Below are 17,751 nucleotides of genomic sequence, written 5' to 3' on the forward strand. Positions count from 1 at the left end.
GGTCAGACCATCTCCTTGACGAGGTCGAGCGGGGTCGGCTTGCCGCCGGCGGGGGCGGCGACCTCGGCGGTGGCGCGGCCATCGCTCATCACGACGATCCGGTCGGACATGCCTATCGCCTCCTCGAGGCTGTCGGCGAGCAGCACCGTGGCGACGCCACCGGCCGCGAGCTCCCGCATCAGGCGGTACACCTCCGAGCGGGCCCCGATGTCGAGGCCGCGGGTCGGGTGGTCGAGCAGCAGCAGCCGGACGTCGCCGGCCACCAGCCAGCGGGCCAGCACGACCTTCTGCTGGTTGCCGCCCGACAGGCGCTGGATCGCGGTGCCCCGGTGCGGGGTGCGGATCGAGAGCCGTTCGATCCACCTGTCCACCAGGGTGGCCTGCTTGCGCGGCCGCACCACGGGGCCGGTGCAGCGTGCGTGCTGCTTGGTGAGGGTCATGTTGTCGGCGACCGACATCGGGCCCACCATGCCCTCGGTCTTGCGCTCGGCCGGCACGTAGCCGACGCCGGCGGCGCAGGCCGCGCGGGTGCCGGACAGGTCGAGCTTCTCGCCGTCGAGCACCACCTCGCCGGCGGTGGTGGGCTCGGCGCCGAACAGCGCGCGGCACACGTCCTCGCGGCCCGAGCCGTGGACGCCGACGATGCCGACGATCTCGCCCGCGTGCACGTCGAGGTCGACGTCGCGGAAGGTCTTGCCGGTCAGGCCGCGCACCACCAGGCGAGGCCTGCGGGGTTCGTCGGACTGCTCGTCGGAGCCCTCGGCGGCGGCACCGTGGTAGTGGTCCTCGGACCCGGTGGAGCCGATCATCATCCGGTGCAGCTCGGCCGGGGCGGCGTCCGCGGCGGGCAGCTCCCCCACCGACTGGCCGCCGCGCAGCACGGCCACGCGGTCGCAGACGTCGAGCACCTCGTCGAGCCGGTGCGAGACGAAGACGACCGACGCGAACTCGCGCAGCCTGCGCACCTGGGTGAACAGGGTCTCGATCTCCTTGGACTCCAGCACCGAGGTGGGCTCGTCGAGGATGATCACCGGCGGGTGGGACGTGCGCTCCTCGATGCGCAGCACCTTGGCGATCTCGACCATCTGCCGGTCGGCGAAGCTCAGGGTGTCGGTGCGCGCGAGGGGATCGATGTGCGACCCGATCTTGTCGAGCTGCTCCTGCGCGAGCCTGCGCATCGTGTTCCAGCGGTAGACGCCGCGGCGCACGCCGGGCCCCTCGCTGCCGAGCACTATGTTCTCTGCGGCGGTGAGGTTGGGGACGAGCGACTGCTCCTGGAACACCATGCCGATGCCGTGGTCGGCGGCGTCCATGATGCTCTTCAGCCGTACCTTCTCGCCGCGCACCCAGATCTCGCCGCCGTCCGGCCGCACCAGGCCGACCAGGGCCTTGAGCAGCGTGGACTTGCCCGCGCCGTTCTCGCCGGCAAGTCCCAGCACCTCGTGCTGGCGCACGACCAGGTCGACGCCGTCGAGCGCCTTGACGCCCGGGTAGTGCTTGACCAGGCCGCGCACCTCGAGGGCGGGTACGGGTGCTGGCACCTTTGATGCGGGCTGGGCCCGCAGGTTGGTGGTCATTTGGTCACCTGGTTCCTACGACGCTGTGGGATGACGGCGGCGGCGACGGCCGCGACGACGATGAGGCCCTGGACCCCGCCCTGCCAGTAAGGGCTCACCCCTACCTGGACGAGGCCGTTCGTCAGGACCGTCACCAGCAGCACCCCGACGGTGGAGTGCAGGATGCCGCCGCGGCCGCCGGTGAGCAGCGTGCCACCGACGACGGCGGCGGTGATGGCGGAGAAGTCGTAGCCCCTCCCCGCCTGGACGAGCCCCGCGCCGAGCTGGCTCGTGACCAGCACGCCGGCCAGGCCGTAGAACGCGCCGGCCATCGTGAAGACCGCGACCTTGTAGGGCGCGACCCGCACGCCCGAGAGGGCGAGCACCTCCTCGGCGCCGCCGATCGCGAACGCGTACCGGCCCAGGCGCGTGTAGCGCTGCACAAGAGCGCCCACGAGCACGCAGGCCAGCGCGATCCAGGTCAGGCGGGCCAGGCCCAGGAACCGCTCGACCGCCCAGCCCTCCAGCATCGGGTCGGAGACGTTGGGCTGCACCCCCGCGAACATGAGGGTGGCCAGACCGAGCCCCACCGCGGAGATGCCGAGGGTCGTCATGAACGACGGCACCTTCAGCACCACCAGTGCGAGCCCGCTGAGGCAGCCGAGCGCGGCCGCGAGGAGGACGGCGACCGCGACCGCGAGCAGCCCCAGGTCGTTGTCGTTGCGGTTGTTGGCGGCCAGGAGGGCGACGGTGATCGCGGCCGCCCCCATGATCCCGGGAGCTGACAGGTCGATCGACCCCATCATCAGCACGAAGCTGATGCCGCAGGTCACGACCGCCAGGACCGCAGCGGCGTCCAGGACGTTCTGCACGTTCGAGACGGTCCGGAAGTCGGGGCTGAGGACTGCGAAGACGCCGAAGATGACGACCAGGGCGATCGGCGGGCCGGCGTCCCGGAGCGACACCCCCCGCCGAGGCCGGGGGCGCTGCGCAGGGTCGGTGCCGACTTCTGTGCCGGCCCCTGCGCCGGCCCCTGTGCCTGTGTCGGTGGGGGGTGCCATGGTCACGAGATCGCGCCCTGCGACCGGCTGAAGAGGTTGTCGCAGGCGAAGTCGTCCTCACTGACCTCCGGGGAGACGAAGTCGGCGACGTTGTCCTGCTCGATGAGGAACTGCTCGGCGAACCAGGCGCGGTCCTCGGCGGCGATGTCCGCGGCGGCGAGCTCACCCGTCGCCACGCAGTAGCCGATGGCGAGGCCGATACCGCCCTGCCAGGGGCCGTCGCTGGAGACGGTCGCCGTCATGGTGCCGTCCTGGATCGCGGTGAGCGCGTCCGGCACGGCGTCGATGCCGACCACCGCGACGTCGTCGCGGCCCGCCTGCTGCAGCGCCTCGAGCGCACCGAGCGCCATGTCGTCGTTGGCGGCCCAGATGCCCTTGACGTCGTCGCCGTGCTTGGTGAGCAGCGTCTTGGTCACCTCCAGCGCCTCCGCGCGGGAGAAGTTGGCGGTCTGGTCGTCGAGCAGCTCGACGTCCGGGTTGGCCGCCAGCGACTCCTCGAGCCCGGCGAACCGGTCCTTGGCGGCGCCGGTGTCGAGGATGCCCTGCAGGGCGACGATGCCGCCCGAGCCGCCGATGGCCTCGGCCAGCGCGTCGCCGATCTGCTTGCCCGACTCCACGCCGTCGTAGGTGATGTGCGACAGCCACTGGTCGTAGTCGGTGACGTTCAGGTCGGCCGGCTTGTTCCACTGGGTGACGAGGTAGGCGCCCGCCTCCTCGGCCCCCTCCACGATGGGCGGGGTGTCGGAGTCGCCGTTGGGCAGGATGTTCATGACGAGGCACTCGGTGTCGCCCGCGAGCAGCTGGCTGATCTGCTCCTGCTGGCGCGTCGAGTCGCCGTCGTAGGTGAGGCGCTCCTGGGTGAGGCCGACCTGCTCGGCGAAGGCGTCGCCGCCGTCCAGCCAGGCGGCCTCGTAGGGGTTGGACTCGTTGCGGACCTGGCCGACCAGGGTCACGTCCGCGGGGTCGCAGGCGGCGTCGCCCCCGCCGGCAGCAGCGCCGCCGCCGGCCTGTTCGGTGCAGCCCGTGAGGGTGGCGGCCGCCAGGGCGACGCCGATGACGGCTGCGGTGTGCCGCGCAGCGGTGTGTCGAGAGGTGAACTTCATTGTCGTTCCTCTGTTTCGTTCAGTGCCGGTGACCGGCGGTGGGACTGAGTGGTGGGACTGAGTGGTGGGACGGACGGAAGAGCGTGGATCAGCGAGCCATCCAGCCGCCGTCGACGGCCAGGACGTGGCCGTTGACGTAGTCGGCGGCCGAGGAACTGAGGAACACCGCGGCCCCGGCGATGTCCTCGGCGGTGCCCCAGCGGCCGGCCGGGATGCGGTCGAGGATGGAGCGTGAGCGGTCCGCGTCCTCGCGGAGCGCCGTGGTGTTGTCGGTGACCATGTAGCCGGGCGCGATGGCGTTGACCTGGACGCCGTGCGGTCCCCACTCGTTGGCCAGCGCCTTGGTCACCCCGGCCACGCCGTGCTTGCTGGCGGCGTACGACACCACGCGCAGGCCGCCCTGGAAGGACAGCAGGCTCGCGATGCTGACGATCTTGCCGTGGCCGCGTTCGACCATGGGCCGGCCGAGCTGCTGGGTGAGGAAGAAGAGCCCGTTCAGGTTGACGTCGAGCACCCGCTGCCAGGAGTCGCGGCCGACGGCGACCGAGTCGGCGCGATCGATGATCCCGGCGTTGTTGATCACTATGTCGACCTGGCGGCTGTCGTTCAGCTCGGCGCTGACCCGCTCGACCGCGTCGAGGTCGCTCACGTCCAGGTCGACGACGTCGGCCTCGACGCCGAGGTCGGCGGCCAGGCCGCGAGTGGTGTCCTGGTTGCCCTTGCGGCCGAGCAGGACGACGTCGGCGCCCGCCCGGGCGAGCCCGAGCGCGATCGCCCGGCCGAGGCCACGCCCGGCACCGGTCACCACCGCGCGCCTGCCGTGCAGGTCGAAGGGCGAGCGTGCCTGGGTGGCCGTCCCGGCGGCCGGGTCGGTGGTCACAGGTCCTCCAGCGGCACGGGGCTCAGGTCGGTGTAGGCGTTGTTCTCGCCGGCCATCGCCCAGATGAAGGCGTACGACCCGGTGCCGGCGCCGGAGTGGATCGACCACGGCGGGGAGATGACGGCCTCGCGGTTGCGGAGCACGAGGTGGCGCGTGGCGCCGGGCTCGCCCATGAAGTGGAAGACGCGGTCCTGCTCGTCGAGGTCGACGTAGCAGTAGATCTCGGTGCGGCGGCCGTGCAGGTGCGGTGGGAAGGTGTTCCAGACCGAGCCGCCGGACACGACGGTGACGCCGAACTGGAGCACCGAGGATTCCACCTCCTGACCCCAGACGTAGCGGAAGAGGTTGCGCTCGTTGGCCGCCTCGGCCGAGCCGAGCGCGACGGGCTCCACCTCGCTGTGGACGAGCGCCCGGGTCGGGTAGGTCGCGTGGGCCGGGGCGGACACGAAGTAGAAGGCCGCGTCGGCGCCGACGAACGACACCTCGCTCCCCCGTCCGACGAAGAGGCCGTCGAGGTGGTCGAGCTCGAACTTCTCGTCGTCGACGACGACGTGGCCCGCGGCGCCCACGTTGACGACGCCGAGCTCGCGACGCTCGAGGTGGGCATCGGTGCCCAGCACGTCGGACCAGGCCGGGAGGCCGACCTGGCCGGTCCCGGGAACGGCCCCGCCGATCACCATCCGGTCGTCGTGGGTGTACGTGCCCCGGACCTCTCCGCTCACGAAGAGGTCTCCGACCAGGAAGTTCTCGCGCAGGTCCGCCGTAGTAGCAGTCTCCGCACTGGACGGAGCTGTCGAATATCGAACCTGGATCACGCAGTCACCCCTCAATTTGTGAACTGTGTTCGTCTATGTGAACTTGCCCGACGATAGACGTGATCGCGCTCACTGGTCAAGGGGTGGAAACCTGTCCATATATGCGAACTCGCGGTAGTGTTGTTTCACCCCGCGGACCGCCACGGTGGTGCGCGCGGTGGTGCGCAGAAGGACAGAGGAGAGCGTTCATGCAGCTTCAGAAGGAACTCCGCAAGGAGGTCGCCGGCTCCGTCGACGCCGGGCCGGTCAAGTCCGCGGCCCGCGCCCTGGACCTGCTGGACGACATCGCGGCGAACGGCCCCGGTACCCAGCTGCAGCTCTCGACGCGCCTCAGCATCCCCAAGAGCAGCCTCCACGCGCTGCTGCGGACCATGGTCGACCGCGGCTGGCTGCAGACCGACCCCACCGGGAGCGTCTACCAGCTCGGCATCCACTCGCTCGTCGTGAGCTCTGCCTACCTCGACGGCGACCCGGTGCTGGCCCGCGCGACGTCCGTCCTCGACGAGGTGGCCGCCGCCACCCAGGAGACCGTGCACCTCGGACGGCTCGACGGCGCCGACGTCATCTACACCGCCAAGCGCGAGTCGGTGCACCCGCTGCGCATGCACTCCGCCGTCGGACGCCGCCTGCCCGCGTACGCCACCTCGCTGGGGCGGGCCCTGCTCGCCGAGATGCCCGCGGAGTCGCGGGGCGATCTCGTGCCGGAGTCGATCTCCGCGATCACGCCGAAGACCACTACCGACAAGGACGCGGTGCTCGAGATCATCGACCGCGCGGCCTACCAGGGCTACGCGACCGAGAGCGAGGAGTCGTGCATGGGCGTGCGCTGCTTCGGCGTCGCACTCCCCTTCGGCCTCCACGCCGTGGACGCCATGAGCGTCGCGGTGCCGATCAGCCGGCTCGGCGACGGGCGCGAGGACCTCATCATCGAGACCCTGCTCAGCGTGAAGTCGCGGCTGGCAGCCGTGCACAACAACAGCCTGGTGCGCTGACCCCGCGCGGCGCCGGACCGCAGGTCGCCCCCGGCTCGCGGTCCGGCGCCGGCCGCACCCCAGCCTGATCGTCAGCCACCGTTCGGCTCCGCGTCACCCCGACGACAGCAGCCGGCGCCACGATGCGAGGCGTGGAAAACAAGCTCTCCCGCCGGTCCCTGCTCCAGGCAGCCGCGGCCGTCCCGATCCTGTCCGCAGCCTCCACGACCGTCGGAACCACGACGGCGTCCGCCACCCCGGCGCCCGCGACGTCGAGCGGGGGCCGCCCCGACACGACGGACCCGCGGTTCACGATCGCCGTCCTGCCCGACACCCAGTACCTCCTGGACGACGGCGGCTCCGACGCCGAACCGGTCGCCGCGACGCTGCGCCACCTCGTGCGCGAGCAGGCGCGGGACAACATCGTCTTCATGGCGCACCTCGGCGACGTCACCGAGCACGGCACGGTGACCGAGATGCGGGCGGCGAGCCGCGCGTTCGACGCCGCCGGCCGCCTGTCGTACAGCGTGCTGGCCGGCAACCACGACGTCTCCGGCGACGACCAGCGGGGTGACACCCCGTACCTGCGCGCCTTCGGGCCGCAGCGGTTCTCCCGGATGAAGACCTACGGCGGCTCCTCCCCCGACGGCTACAACAGCTACCACGTCGTCCGCGGCGGCGGCCGGGAGTGGCTGGTCCTGGCGCTGGACTGGCGCGCCTCCGACGCCGGGCTCGCCTGGGCACAGGCTGTGCTGGACGAGCACGCGACGCTGCCCGCGATCCTGACCACCCACGACCTCGTCTGGGCCGAGGACGACGGCGCCGCCCAGCTCTCCGACAACGGGCAGCGCCTCTGGGACCGCCTGATCCGGGGCAACGACCAGATCTTCCTCGCGCTGGGCGGGCACTACTGGCCGTCGGGCCGCACCACCAGGACGAACGACGCCGGCCACCCCGTGCACCTGCACATCACGAACTACCAGGACCGCTACTACGGCGGCGCCGGCATGGTGCGGTACTACTCGTTCGACCTGGACCGCGGCGTGATCGACGTCGAGACGTTCTCACCCTGGCTGGGGGCGAAGCAGGACCCCACGCCCCTGGAGTCGGAGCACGTGGAGCTCAGCGGCGACGTCGACCGGTTCACCGTCGAGATCGACTTCGACGAGCGGTTCGCCGCGTTCGCCCCGCCGCTGCTGCCCGTGCCGCTCCCGCCGTCGGCGGTCATGCCGCGGGGCACCGTCGCGTACTGGCGGTTCGACGAGGCCGGGCTCGCCACTGGGCTCGCCACCATGGGGGCCGACGGCGCCCCGGTGGCACCGGGCACCGTCGCACGCGACCTCACCGGGAACGGCAACGACCTCACCTCTTCGCTGCTGCACGCGAGCGGCCCGGAGACCCTGACCTGGTCGGCCGAGCACCACGACGCCCAGCCGGCCCACGCGAGCCTGCGGTTCGACGGCGGCAAGGGGCCCGACCGCGGCGCGGTGCTGCGGACCGGCCCCGATGCTCCGGTGAACAGCGCGAAGTTCGAGTCCGGCTACACGATCGAGACGTTCCTCAAGCTGCCCGAGCCCTTCGAGGGCGATCACGCCTGGATGGGCATCATGAGCTGGGAGGGCCGCGCGGGCGACGCCGGCAAGCACAGCGGCTGGTCCGACGACGAGCCGACGTGCAGCCTGAACCTGTCGGGCGAGCGGTTCCTGCAGTTCGTCGTCTACCCCGTGCCGGGCGACGCCGATCCCACGTCCTGGAGCCACGCCGTCCCGGTCGGCCGCTGGATGCACGTCGCGCTCGTCAACGACGGCCGGCGCACGGTGATGTACGTCGACGGCTCGAAGATCGTGCGCAACGCTTCCGAGGAGTCACGCGGCATCTCCACGCTCGGCAGGCCGTTCGCCATCGGCGGCACCCAGTTCGACCTGAAGTACGAGCAGGGCTTCTACGGCTGGATCGGGGACACGAGGATCGTCTCGCGCGCCCTGCGGCCGGACCAGTTCCTCACGGCCAGGAACCGCTGACCCGGTAGCAAAATCACCCGGTCGGAAGTCATTGCCTATGGCGCGTCGAAGCGGTTACGCTCAGGCGCGCCATATCAATGTATAGCCTTCATTGATCCCGCGCGTCGAAGCGGTTGCGCTCCAACGCGCACAGCCATCCTTTCACCGAACGCTGACAGTGCTGTCAGCAACAGAAGGGTAGAACCGATGAAGCGTCGATCACTCCTCCTGGCCGCTCTCGCGGCTCCGCTCGCCGTCGCCGGAGCCACGTTCGCTCCCCCGGCCCCGGCCCAGGCCGCCACCTGGACGTCCTCCGACCGGTGGGGCAGCTGGAACAACGGCGGGTACACGCTCTACAACAACGTCTGGGGCGGCGGTTACGGGCCGCAGACGATCTGGGCCAACTCCTACAACAACTGGGGAGTGTGGGCGAACCACCCGAACACCGGCGGCATCAAGTCCTACCCGAACGTGTCCTACAACCTCGGCCGGGACGTCTGGAACATGGGCAACGTCAACAGCACCGCCAACGTCACGGTGCCCTCGGGCTCCGGGCTGGCGTACAACACCGCCTATGACGTGTGGGGCAACGGGCACGACCACGAGATCATGATCTGGACGCAGTGGACGTCCAACGTCGGCCCGATCGGCAGCTACGTCTCCACCGTCACCCTCGGCGGACGCCGGTGGCGGTACTACAAGGGCCACAACGGCGGCAACCACGTCTACAGCTTCCTCGCGGAGTCCCAGAGCACCAACATGTGGGTCGACATCACCGCCCACTCCCAGTGGCTCGTCAGCCAGAACCACATGCCGCGGGTGCGGATCGACCAGATCCAGTTCGGCTGGGAGATCACCTCGTCCTCGGGCGGCCGCGACTTCCGGGTGAACTCCTACTCGCTGAACCGATAGCTCGCTGAACCGATAGGCCACTGCCTCGCGGTGAAGCTGCCCCGGCCCGGCCGGGGCAGCTTCACCTCAAAGATCACCACGGGTTCCGGGGGTGATAAATCCATACCCCCTGGACAAGAGCTCGGTGCAGGCTGAGCATCAATAGATGAGCAACAGTAAAGACGCTGTCGCAAAAGAAATCCCGCCCGCTCCAGGTCCTGGAGCCGGCATATTGGCCCGCGAGACATACCGCCATCTGCGGCTCATGCTCGTGACGCTACCGGCGCTGATGTTTCTCGCGATCCTGATCCTCGCCTTCACCGGACAGGTGGAGGGGTCCATCAGCGCGTACTACCTGGGTCCGATCCGAGATGTATTCGTGGGCGCGATGGTGGGCACTGCCGTGTGCCTCATCGTCTACCGAGGCTCCCCGGCGTTCGAGGACTACACCCTCAACGTCGCCGGCTTCTACGCGATCTTCGTCGCTTTCGTGCCGACCGGCCTCGCCGAGAGCCTCGCTTCCCTCGGTGCCGAGGAGCGCCAGGAGGCGGTGAACGCACTTCGCATCACCATCGGTGCCGTGATCGCGGTCACCATAGTCTTTGTCGTTCTTGAACGACGGTTCGGCCAGTGGTCAATCCCTGATCTGCTGGAGCGACAGGCGACCAGATGGGTTTTCATAGTAACGAACGCACTGGGTCTGGCATTTCTCGCCCTCGTTCTTTTCCGGGGATTTGCGGATGACAGCTTCCAGGGCATCCATCTCGCCGCGGCAGTTCTGCTGTTCCTCAGCCTGGCGGGCGCCGTGGCCAGCCACGCCTGGCCGGGCACTTTCGGCGGCACGGGCCCGGGCGTCAAGACGTATCGGACGATCTTCTTCCTGATGCTGGCCGGGATCCTGATCGCCGGGGTACTCCTGGCCCTGGGGTCGGAGTACACCGCGCTCGTCCTCGAGGCGTGGGAGATCGCATGTTTCTGCGCTTTCTGGGTCATGGAGGCCAAGCGCACCTGGCCGGCGACCACCTGATCGAGCGCTCCGTCCAGCAGGCTGTTCAACGGGCCACAGGAGGCCGTAACCCGGCGGGTTACGGCCTCCTGTGGCCTGTTGAACGGGAGTCAGGGCCGCCCTCAGCGACGGCGCGGGACCAGGAGCGAGCCGCCGAGGATCGCGAGCCAGATGACGTTGATGGCGCCGATGCTGGCGACCGCGCCCCAGCCGTTCGCCGCATAGAATTCCGCGGCGTTCATCCCGAAGAAGATCGACGGCAACAGGGCCAGGTTGACGAGGGCGAGCACGACGCTGCCGACGAGCACCCAGCGGGGCAGGAGTCCGGTCCGTGCCGCGCTGATCGCCAGGGCGATGAGGAACGTCGCCACCAGAGCGCGGGCGATGGGGCCGTGCAGGAGCACCATGCCGGCGGCGAGCGGGCCGTCGACCGTCGGGTCCATGGAACCGTCAGGAACCCAGAGGGACGTGCCGACCTCCAGCGACGCCGACACCAGGGTGACCGCCACGTAGGTCAGCAGCGAGGCGATGGCGATCGAACCGGACAGCCCCGCGTCCCCCTGCCGGCTCTGCCTGAGCAGTCGCGCCAGGCCCACCGCGAACACGAGGAAGCCGACGAAGGTGGCGACGGTGATCAGGTTGCGCGTGATGACGTTCTCCGCCGGGGGCGGGCCCATGTAGACGAAGTACAGGCCCACCATGACGACTGACAGGGCCCCGGAGACCAGGCCGCTGAGGCCGGTGACGAGACGGTCGGATCGGCTGATCTGGAACGTGCTCTGCCCCGAACGGGGTGCTTCTGTGATGTCCATGGCTTCAGCGTCGCCGAGCCGGGCAGGGCGGGACATCCACCCTTCGGGTGGCCTCCGCCGACGAAAGTCGCACCGGACGAAATACTAAAGAGTGACGTCCTCGCAGGCCCGCACACCTACGCTCGGCGTCGTGACGGAGCAGAACGAGCAGGGCCCGACGAGCGAGCCGGCCACTACGGGGACGACAGGTCCCCGTAGCGCCGGGACGCTCCTGCGCACGATCCTCCCGACGCTCGCGTCCTTCGCCGGCGGCCTCGCGCTGCTGCGCTGGGTGCTGGTCCAGGGACCGACCGGTGCGCTGCTGTGGGTGGACGTCGCCGCCGGCGTGCTCGCGTGCTGTGCCCTGCTGTTCAGGCGCCGGGCGCGGACCGCCGTCGCTCTGGCGCTGGCAGCCGCCGCGGCGTTCGTCGCGACGGCAGGTGTGGCCAACATGGTCGCGCTGTACGGCGTCGCCCGGCACGGCCGGCTGCGGGTGGCGATCGCGGTCGGCGCGGCGGACGTGCTCGCGGGCTACGTGTTCTGGCTCGTCTATCCCGGCAACAACCAGGTCTACCTGACCGTGGTCGTCAACCTCGCCATCGTCACCGCCGTCGTGGCGTCCGGTGCGCTCCGGCAGACCCAGGCCTCCCTGCTCCTGTCCTACAGGGAGCGCGCCGAACGTGCCGAGCAGGAGCAGCGGCTGCGCGAGAACCAGGTGCGCCAGGCCGAGCGGACGCGGATCGCGCGCGAGATGCACGACGTCGTCACGCACCGGATCTCCCTCATCGCCCTGCACGCGGGCGGGCTCATGGTCGATCCGGACCTGTCCCGCGCCGCCGTCAAGGACGCGGGCGAGCTGATCTACGGTTCCGCCCGCCAGGCGCTCGACGAGCTCAGGACCGCCCTCGGCGCGCTCCGGGCGGACGAGCCGATCTCGCTCGAGCAGCCCAGCCTCGACCGCATCCAGGACCTGGTCGGCGAGGCCGTCCGGGCGGGGCAGCGGGTGGAGCTCGACATGGACCCGGCCCTCCTCGAGCGTGCACGGACCGGCGTCGGCAGGGATGCCTACCGCATAGTCCAGGAGGGGCTCGCGAACGCACGCAAGCACGCACCCGACGCGACCGCCCTGGTGACGCTCGCGCTCGAGGAGGGCGCGCTCCGGGTGCGCGTGGAGAACGAGGTGGTCGAGCGGTCGCTCGGCGTCCCGGGCGCGGGAGCCGGGCTGATCGGCCTGAAGGAGCGTGCGGACCTCGCCGGCGGCACCCTGCGCTACGGCCCGTCGGCAGGACGGTTCGAGCTGGTCGGTGAGCTGCCATGGACCTGACCACCATCTCGGTGCTGCTGGTCGACGACGACCCCATGGTCCGCAACGGCCTGAGGATGGTCCTGCGCGGCGACCCGGGGCTCGTCGTCGTGGGCGAGGCCGGGGACGGACGCCAGGCGGTTGGGCTCGCCCGCGAGCTGAAGCCCGACGTCGTCCTGATGGACCTGCAGATGCCGGTGCTCGACGGCGTGGGCGCCACCCGCGAGCTGCACACGTACCCGGACGCCCCCGCCGTCCTGGTCCTGACGACGTTCCACCTCGACACGTACGTCCTCGACGCCCTCTCGGCGGGCGCCCGCGGCTACCTCCTCAAGGACGTCCCGCCGACGGAGATCGCGCGCGCCGTACGGCTGGTCGCCGCGGGCGAGTCGGTCTTCTCCGCATCGATCACGCAGCGCCTGGTGCAGCAGGTCGCCGACCCGGCGGCCGCACCACTGGCCGACGCCGCCCGCCGCGCGCTGGCCACCCTCACCGACCGCGAGCGCGAGGTCGCCGAGGCCGTGGCCGCAGGCAGGTCCAACGCCACGATCGCCGCCCAGATGTACATGAGCGAGGCGACGGTGAAGACCCACGTGTCCCGGATCCTGACGAAGACGGGCAGCGAGAACCGCGTCCAGGTCGCCCTCCTCGTGTACCAGGCGCAGAGCGCGAGAGGATGAGCACATGCCCTCACCCGTCCGTCCCGGCCTGGCGGTCACACCTGCGCTGACCATCCCCCGGGCAGAGCTCACGGAGCGGTTCTCGCGCGCCTCCGGCCCGGGCGGCCAGGGCGTGAACACCACCGACTCGCGCGTCGAGCTGTCCTGGGACGTCGCCCAGTCCGCAGTCCTGAGCGACGTGCAGCGCGAGCGCGTCACGGGCCGGCTCGCGGAGCGGCTGGTCGACGGCGTCCTCACCGTCGTCGCCTCGGAGAACCGGGAGCAGCGGCGCAACCGCGACGCCGCCGCCAAGCGCCTCGCGGCTCTCGTGGCCGACGCCCTCGCCCCTCCCCCGCGGACCCGCCGCCCCACGCGCGCGACGCGGGGTTCGCAGGAACGGCGGCTGACCGCCAAGAAGCAGCGGTCCACGACCAAGCAGCTGCGCTCGTCCAAGCCCCGGCGTGACGACTGACGGCCGCCGGCGACCCCTGCCGAGGCTGACCCCCTCCGGGCCGGCCTCGCCGAGATGGTGATGCCGAAATGGGCTTGCTCGTCCGTGCCAGGCTTCGACGGTGAACAGGACCGACGTCGCACGCGCGATCGCAGCGGCAACCTCGATCGCCGCATCCCTCGACCTGCCGGCCGACGACGCAGTCGTCCTGCACAACTCGAACAAGCTGGCGCTGCGGCTGACGCCGTGCGACGTCTTCGCCCGGGTCGCCCCTGAGGGACAGGAGGTCGCGCAGTTCGAGGTAGAGCTGGCTCAGCGGCTCACCGAGGTCGGCAGCCCGGTGGGCCGGCTGGAGCCCCGGGCGGACCCTCGGGTGTACCGGCGCGACGGTTTCGCGGTGACGCTGTGGACCTACTACGAGCCCGCGACACCGCCCACCTCGCCGGCCGGGTACGCCGAGGCGCTGGAGCGGCTGCACGCCGGGATGCGCGCGGTCGACCTGCCGAGCCCGAGGTTCACGGACCGGATCACCGAGGCGGAGGACGTCGTCGCCGACCCCGCCCGCTCGCCGGAGCTCGCCGACGCGGACCGTGCGCTGCTCGGCGGCAGGCTGGCGAGCCTGCGGGAGGCGATAGTCGGCCGCGGCGCGGCAGAGCAGCTGCTCCACGGCGAGCCGCATCCGGGCAACGTGCTCAGCACCGCGGAGGGCCCGTTGTTCATCGACCTCGAGACCTGCTGCCGCGGACCCGTCGAGTTCGACCTCGCCCACGCTCCCGTGGCGGTCGGCGAGCACTACCCCGGCGTCGACCAGGGGCTGCTGGACGACTGCCGGCAGCTCGTGATCGCGATGATCGCGACCTGGCGCTGGGAGGTCGGCGACCAGTTCCCGGACGGGAGGTGGTTCGGCGAGGAGTGCCTGCGCCTGCTGCGCGCGGGTCCGCCGTGGCCGGCGCTCGACACACTGACCGGGACACACTGACCGGGGAGCCGGCCGGTCCGTAGCCGGCCGGTCCGTAGCCGGCCGGTCCGTAGCTGGGACCCGTGGCTATCGCATGTCAGGCTGGAGAGATGGCGAACCGTCTGGCGACCGCGACCAGCCCGTACCTCCTCCAGCACGCGGACAATCCCGTCGACTGGCGGGAATGGGGCGAGGAGGCGTTCGCCGAGGCCCGGCGGCGCGACGTCCCGGTGCTGCTGTCCGTCGGGTACGCCGCGTGCCACTGGTGCCACGTCATGGCGCACGAGTCGTTCGAGGACGCGGGCGTGGCCGCGGCGGTCAACGACCGCTTCGTCGCGGTGAAGGTGGACCGCGAGGAGCGGCCCGACGTCGACGCCGTCTACATGAGCGCGACCACCGCGCTCACGGGTCAGGGCGGCTGGCCCATGACCTGCTTCCTCACCCCGGACGGCGACCCCTTCTACTGCGGCACCTACTACCCCCGCGACCACTTCCTGGCGCTGCTCGACGGCGTCGCGGAGGCCTGGGCGGAGCGCCGGGACGCCGTCGAGCAGCAGGGCGCGGCGATCACCGAGGCGGTGACCCAGGCGTCCACGCGCCTGACCCCCGACCGGCTGGACGACGACGCGCTCGCCGCCGCGGCGCGCGCCCTGGCCCGCGAGGCCGACCCGGTGCACGGCGGGTTCGGCCGCGCGCCCAAGTTCCCGCCGTCCATGACGCTGGAGCACCTGCTGCGCCACCACGCCCGCACGGGCGACCCCGAGGCGCTGAGGATCGTCGAGCGCGCGTGCGAGGCGATGGCCCGCGGCGGCATCTACGACCAGCTGGCGGGCGGGTTCGCGCGCTACGCGGTGGACGCCGCCTGGGTGGTGCCGCACTTCGAGAAGATGCTGTACGACAACGCGCAGCTCCTGCGGGTCTACCTGCACCTCTACCGCGCGACCGGTTCACCGCTCGCGGCGCGCGTGGCCCGCGAGACCGCCGGCTTTCTCCTGACCGACCTGCGCACGCCCGAGGGCGGGTTCGCCTCGGCGCTCGACGCCGACACCGACGGCGTCGAGGGCCTCACCTACGTCTGGACCCCGGCGCAGCTCGCGGAGGTCCTCGGGCCCGACGACGGCGCCCGCGCCGCGGAGACCCTGTCCGTCACGCCCGAGGGCACCTTCGAGGAGGGCGCCTCGACCCTCCAGCTGCCCGAGGACCCCGACCCCGGCTGGTGGGCCGGGGCCCGGAAACGGCTCGCGGAGGCCAGGTCCGCGCGGCCCCAGCCCGCCCGCGACGACAAGGTGGTCACCGCGTGGAACGGCCTGGCGATCGCCGCGCTCGCGGAGGCCGGGGTACTGCTCGGCGAACCCGGCCTCATCGCCGCCGCGCGGGAGTGCGCGGAGCTCGTCCTCGGCCTCCACCTCGTCGACGGACGCCTGCGGCGGGCGTCGCGCGGCGGCGCCGTCGGCTCCGCACCCGGCGTCGCCGCCGACCACGGCGATCTCGCCGAAGGGCTCCTCGCCCTGCACCAGGCGACCGGCGAGACGCGCTGGCTCGACGCCGCGGCCAGCCTGCTCGAACTCGCGCAGAGCCGGTTCGGCGACGGCGCGGGTGGCTTCTTCGACGTGGCCGACGACGCCGAACGCCTCGTGAGCCGGCCGAAGGACGCCGCCGACACGGCCGAGCCGGCAGGCCAGTCGGCGCTCGCCGGCGCGCTGTGCACCTACGCCGCTCTGACCGGCTCGCCCCGGCACCGTGCGGCGGCCGAGACCGCGGTGGCCGCGGCCGGCTCACTGGCCAGGCAGGCGCCGCGGTTCGCCGGCTGGACCCTCGCCGTCGCGGAGGCGCTCGGCACCGGCCCGCTGCAGGTCGCCGTCGTCGGGCCCGACGACGAGGCACGCGCCGCGCTCGGACGAGTGGCCAGGGGCGCGACGTCGCCGGGGCTCGTGGTCGCCGTCGGCGAGCCGGACGCCCCGGGCGTGCCCCTGCTCGCCGCCCGACCGCTCGTCGACGGGCGGGCGGCGGCCTACGTGTGCAGGGGTTTCGTGTGCGACCGGCCGGTGACGACCGCCGAGGACCTCGCGGCGGCGCTCAGGGTCTGAGGCGGTCGGCGGCCGTCCGGGGACGGCGCGGCGTCACTCGATGTACCGCGCTATCTCCTCGACCCGGAAGACGGCGTCGGCCGGGACCTCGTCGAAGAAGTCGACGGCGACCTGTTTCCGCTGGCCGGCCTTCATCTTCTCGATGAAGACCGTCCCCTCGCCGTAGGACTTCTTGCCGTCCTTGCTCCTGGCGACGACCAGTGCGCTGTACGTGAAGGTCCGCCCGCCGCTGTTGGTCACGGTGACCGGGACCGAGAGGATGTCGAGCGCATCACGCTCGGCCGCGCCGAGAGCGAAGTCAGTGCTCAGGTCGGCCAGACCGACGTCCTCGATCCGTGCGATGGTCAGGAACGGGACGGTCGAGGTACCACCGAGCCGGGTCTCGAGCTCCAACGAGTCCGTCACCTCCGCGTGAATCTTGAGCACGTCGCCCTGCTCCACGCCCTCGAGCAGCGCTTCCTCCCCGACGAAGGCCGAGGTGGACCGCAGCTCGCCCAGGTCGCCGGGCTGGTCGACGCCGGCAGCCGCGAGGAACCGGTCGGAGCCTGTGCGGCTGTCGAACTGCACGACCTCGGCGAACACCACCACCGCGCGGCCCTCGGCCTCGACGGGATGCTTGACGATGGACTCCCACTGCTTCGCGCCGACCTGGGTGTAGGCCTCCGGGTCGAACGCCGGGGCACGGTCGCCGTCCCCGGGCGCCGTGGTGGCAGTCTCCTCCGCGATGGTCCGCGCGAGGTCGGACAGGGTGGCCGACGCCGTCGTCGCGAGGACGACGCCGGCGCAGGCTCCGATCACCGACAGGGAGATGCCGGCGATCGCCGCCCCCCGCCCGGTCGGCGGGTCCGTGCGGCCGGACCGTACGAGCCCGACGATCCCCAGCACGACGCCGATGATCGCCGGCACGAACAGCAGGCTCAGCACCAGCGAGGCGATCCCGAGCACCAGGCTTGCCGTCGCCTGCGGGTTGCCCGGGGCCTTCGGTGCGGGGGCCGGCGCGTAGGGCCCGTACCCGTGCGGAGGCGGCGCCTGGTAGGGCGACGACACGGGAGCGGCGAATCCCAGATCCTGCGTCGGCCCTGGCTCTCGCCCGTCCGTCGGCACTTGCCCGTCCACCATGGCTCCCCTGACGTCGCACCCTGTCGCGCCCGCACCGGTGTGCAACCCGGAGCAGCGGGCGCGCTCACGGGAATGAAGAGTACGGACCGTGCCGGTACGA

General features: G+C 71.5%; 16 protein-coding genes. 9 read left to right on the plus strand and 7 right to left on the minus strand.

Translation table 11 applies throughout. From position 1 onward, the window contains the following. Window positions 1-2: 2 nt before the first annotated feature. The 5 genes from ACFO6V_RS07640 to kduI all read right to left on the minus strand — a co-directional run bounded on the left by ACFO6V_RS07640 (window position 3) and on the right by kduI (window position 5,415). Window positions 3-1,577, minus strand: coding sequence for a sugar ABC transporter ATP-binding protein (locus ACFO6V_RS07640; protein ID WP_377133862.1), 1,575 nt, complete (start codon window positions 1,575-1,577; stop codon window positions 3-5). Continuing rightward, a complete protein-coding gene (locus tag ACFO6V_RS07645; RefSeq protein WP_377133864.1) occupies window positions 1,574-2,521 on the minus strand; it encodes an ABC transporter permease in 948 nt (315 codons plus the stop codon). Before ACFO6V_RS07645 ends, ACFO6V_RS07640 begins: the two co-directional genes overlap by 4 nt. Window positions 2,522-2,619: 98 nt before the next feature. Beyond that, a complete protein-coding gene (locus tag ACFO6V_RS07650; protein ID WP_377133866.1) occupies window positions 2,620-3,720 on the minus strand; it encodes a sugar ABC transporter substrate-binding protein in 1,101 nt (366 codons plus the stop codon). An 88-nt stretch (window positions 3,721-3,808) separates the two neighbouring features. Further along, the gene (locus ACFO6V_RS07655; protein ID WP_377133868.1) at window positions 3,809-4,600 is read right to left on the minus strand and encodes an SDR family oxidoreductase; all 792 of its coding nucleotides are present in this window, start codon (window positions 4,598-4,600) and stop codon (window positions 3,809-3,811) included. Further along, window positions 4,597-5,415, minus strand: a complete 819-nt coding sequence (kduI, locus tag ACFO6V_RS07660) for a 5-dehydro-4-deoxy-D-glucuronate isomerase (protein WP_377133870.1) — start codon at window positions 5,413-5,415, stop codon at window positions 4,597-4,599. Before kduI ends, ACFO6V_RS07655 begins: the two co-directional genes overlap by 4 nt. A gap of 188 nt (window positions 5,416-5,603) precedes the next feature. Here kduI and ACFO6V_RS07665 point away from each other — a divergent pair, with 188 nt between their 5' ends. From ACFO6V_RS07665 to ACFO6V_RS07680, 4 genes are all read left to right on the plus strand, one after another. Next, a complete protein-coding gene (locus ACFO6V_RS07665; protein WP_377133872.1) occupies window positions 5,604-6,407 on the plus strand; it encodes an IclR family transcriptional regulator in 804 nt (267 codons plus the stop codon). A gap of 122 nt (window positions 6,408-6,529) precedes the next feature. After that, the gene (locus tag ACFO6V_RS07670; protein ID WP_377133874.1) at window positions 6,530-8,407 is read left to right on the plus strand and encodes a LamG-like jellyroll fold domain-containing protein; all 1,878 of its coding nucleotides are present in this window, start codon (window positions 6,530-6,532) and stop codon (window positions 8,405-8,407) included. Between the two features lie 186 nt (window positions 8,408-8,593). Further along, the gene (locus tag ACFO6V_RS07675; RefSeq protein ID WP_377133876.1) at window positions 8,594-9,298 is read left to right on the plus strand and encodes a GH12 family glycosyl hydrolase domain-containing protein; all 705 of its coding nucleotides are present in this window, start codon (window positions 8,594-8,596) and stop codon (window positions 9,296-9,298) included. Between the two features lie 145 nt (window positions 9,299-9,443). Then, the gene (locus ACFO6V_RS07680) at window positions 9,444-10,304 is read left to right on the plus strand and encodes a hypothetical protein (protein ID WP_377133878.1); all 861 of its coding nucleotides are present in this window, start codon (window positions 9,444-9,446) and stop codon (window positions 10,302-10,304) included. Between the two features lie 101 nt (window positions 10,305-10,405). On the opposite strand, the gene ACFO6V_RS07685 is transcribed toward ACFO6V_RS07680, so the two are convergent. Next, entirely contained in the window at window positions 10,406-11,095 is a 690-nt protein-coding gene (locus tag ACFO6V_RS07685) for a hypothetical protein (RefSeq protein ID WP_377133880.1), read from the minus strand. 130 nt (window positions 11,096-11,225) lie between these two features. On the opposite strand from ACFO6V_RS07685, the gene ACFO6V_RS07690 reads away from it, so the two are divergent. From ACFO6V_RS07690 to ACFO6V_RS07710, 5 genes are all read left to right on the plus strand, one after another. Then, the gene (locus ACFO6V_RS07690; protein WP_377133882.1) at window positions 11,226-12,398 is read left to right on the plus strand and encodes a sensor histidine kinase; all 1,173 of its coding nucleotides are present in this window, start codon (window positions 11,226-11,228) and stop codon (window positions 12,396-12,398) included. Further along, on the plus strand, window positions 12,389-13,057 hold the full coding sequence (locus ACFO6V_RS07695; protein WP_377133884.1) for a response regulator: 669 nt from the start codon (window positions 12,389-12,391) through the stop codon (window positions 13,055-13,057). The genes ACFO6V_RS07690 and ACFO6V_RS07695 overlap by 10 nt, the downstream gene beginning before the upstream one ends. Before the next feature lie 4 nt (window positions 13,058-13,061). Continuing rightward, entirely contained in the window at window positions 13,062-13,508 is a 447-nt protein-coding gene (gene arfB / locus ACFO6V_RS07700) for an alternative ribosome rescue aminoacyl-tRNA hydrolase ArfB (protein ID WP_377133886.1), read from the plus strand. 100 nt (window positions 13,509-13,608) lie between these two features. Then, window positions 13,609-14,466 (plus strand): phosphotransferase, encoded by an 858-nt coding sequence (locus tag ACFO6V_RS07705; RefSeq protein ID WP_377133888.1) that lies wholly within the window; start codon window positions 13,609-13,611, stop codon window positions 14,464-14,466. Between the two features lie 89 nt (window positions 14,467-14,555). Further along, the gene (locus tag ACFO6V_RS07710) at window positions 14,556-16,532 is read left to right on the plus strand and encodes a thioredoxin domain-containing protein (RefSeq protein ID WP_377133890.1); all 1,977 of its coding nucleotides are present in this window, start codon (window positions 14,556-14,558) and stop codon (window positions 16,530-16,532) included. Between the two features lie 33 nt (window positions 16,533-16,565). Here the strand turns inward: ACFO6V_RS07710 and ACFO6V_RS07715 are convergent, their stop codons facing one another. Next, window positions 16,566-17,579, minus strand: a complete 1,014-nt coding sequence (locus ACFO6V_RS07715) for a DUF4190 domain-containing protein (protein WP_377133893.1) — start codon at window positions 17,577-17,579, stop codon at window positions 16,566-16,568. Window positions 17,580-17,751 lie beyond the last annotated feature (172 nt).

The organism is Promicromonospora alba (assembly GCF_042654905.1).
In the GTDB taxonomy this organism is placed as follows: domain Bacteria; phylum Actinomycetota; class Actinomycetes; order Actinomycetales; family Cellulomonadaceae; genus Promicromonospora; species Promicromonospora alba.

Coding starts and splice junctions, on each gene's coding strand:
- ACFO6V_RS07640 (WP_377133862.1), bottom strand. CDS start 1,577: ATGACCACCAACCTGCGGGCCCAGCCCGCATCAAAGGTGCCAGCACCC.
- ACFO6V_RS07650 (WP_377133866.1), bottom strand. CDS start 3,720: ATGAAGTTCACCTCTCGACACACCGCTGCGCGGCACACCGCAGCCGTC.
- ACFO6V_RS07665 (WP_377133872.1), top strand. CDS start 5,604: ATGCAGCTTCAGAAGGAACTCCGCAAGGAGGTCGCCGGCTCCGTCGAC.
- ACFO6V_RS07670 (WP_377133874.1), top strand. CDS start 6,530: ATGCGAGGCGTGGAAAACAAGCTCTCCCGCCGGTCCCTGCTCCAGGCA.
- ACFO6V_RS07675 (WP_377133876.1), top strand. CDS start 8,594: ATGAAGCGTCGATCACTCCTCCTGGCCGCTCTCGCGGCTCCGCTCGCC.
- ACFO6V_RS07680 (WP_377133878.1), top strand. CDS start 9,444: ATGAGCAACAGTAAAGACGCTGTCGCAAAAGAAATCCCGCCCGCTCCA.
- ACFO6V_RS07685 (WP_377133880.1), bottom strand. CDS start 11,095: ATGGACATCACAGAAGCACCCCGTTCGGGGCAGAGCACGTTCCAGATC.
- ACFO6V_RS07695 (WP_377133884.1), top strand. CDS start 12,389: ATGGACCTGACCACCATCTCGGTGCTGCTGGTCGACGACGACCCCATG.
- arfB (WP_377133886.1), top strand. CDS start 13,062: ATGCCCTCACCCGTCCGTCCCGGCCTGGCGGTCACACCTGCGCTGACC.
- ACFO6V_RS07710 (WP_377133890.1), top strand. CDS start 14,556: ATGGCGAACCGTCTGGCGACCGCGACCAGCCCGTACCTCCTCCAGCAC.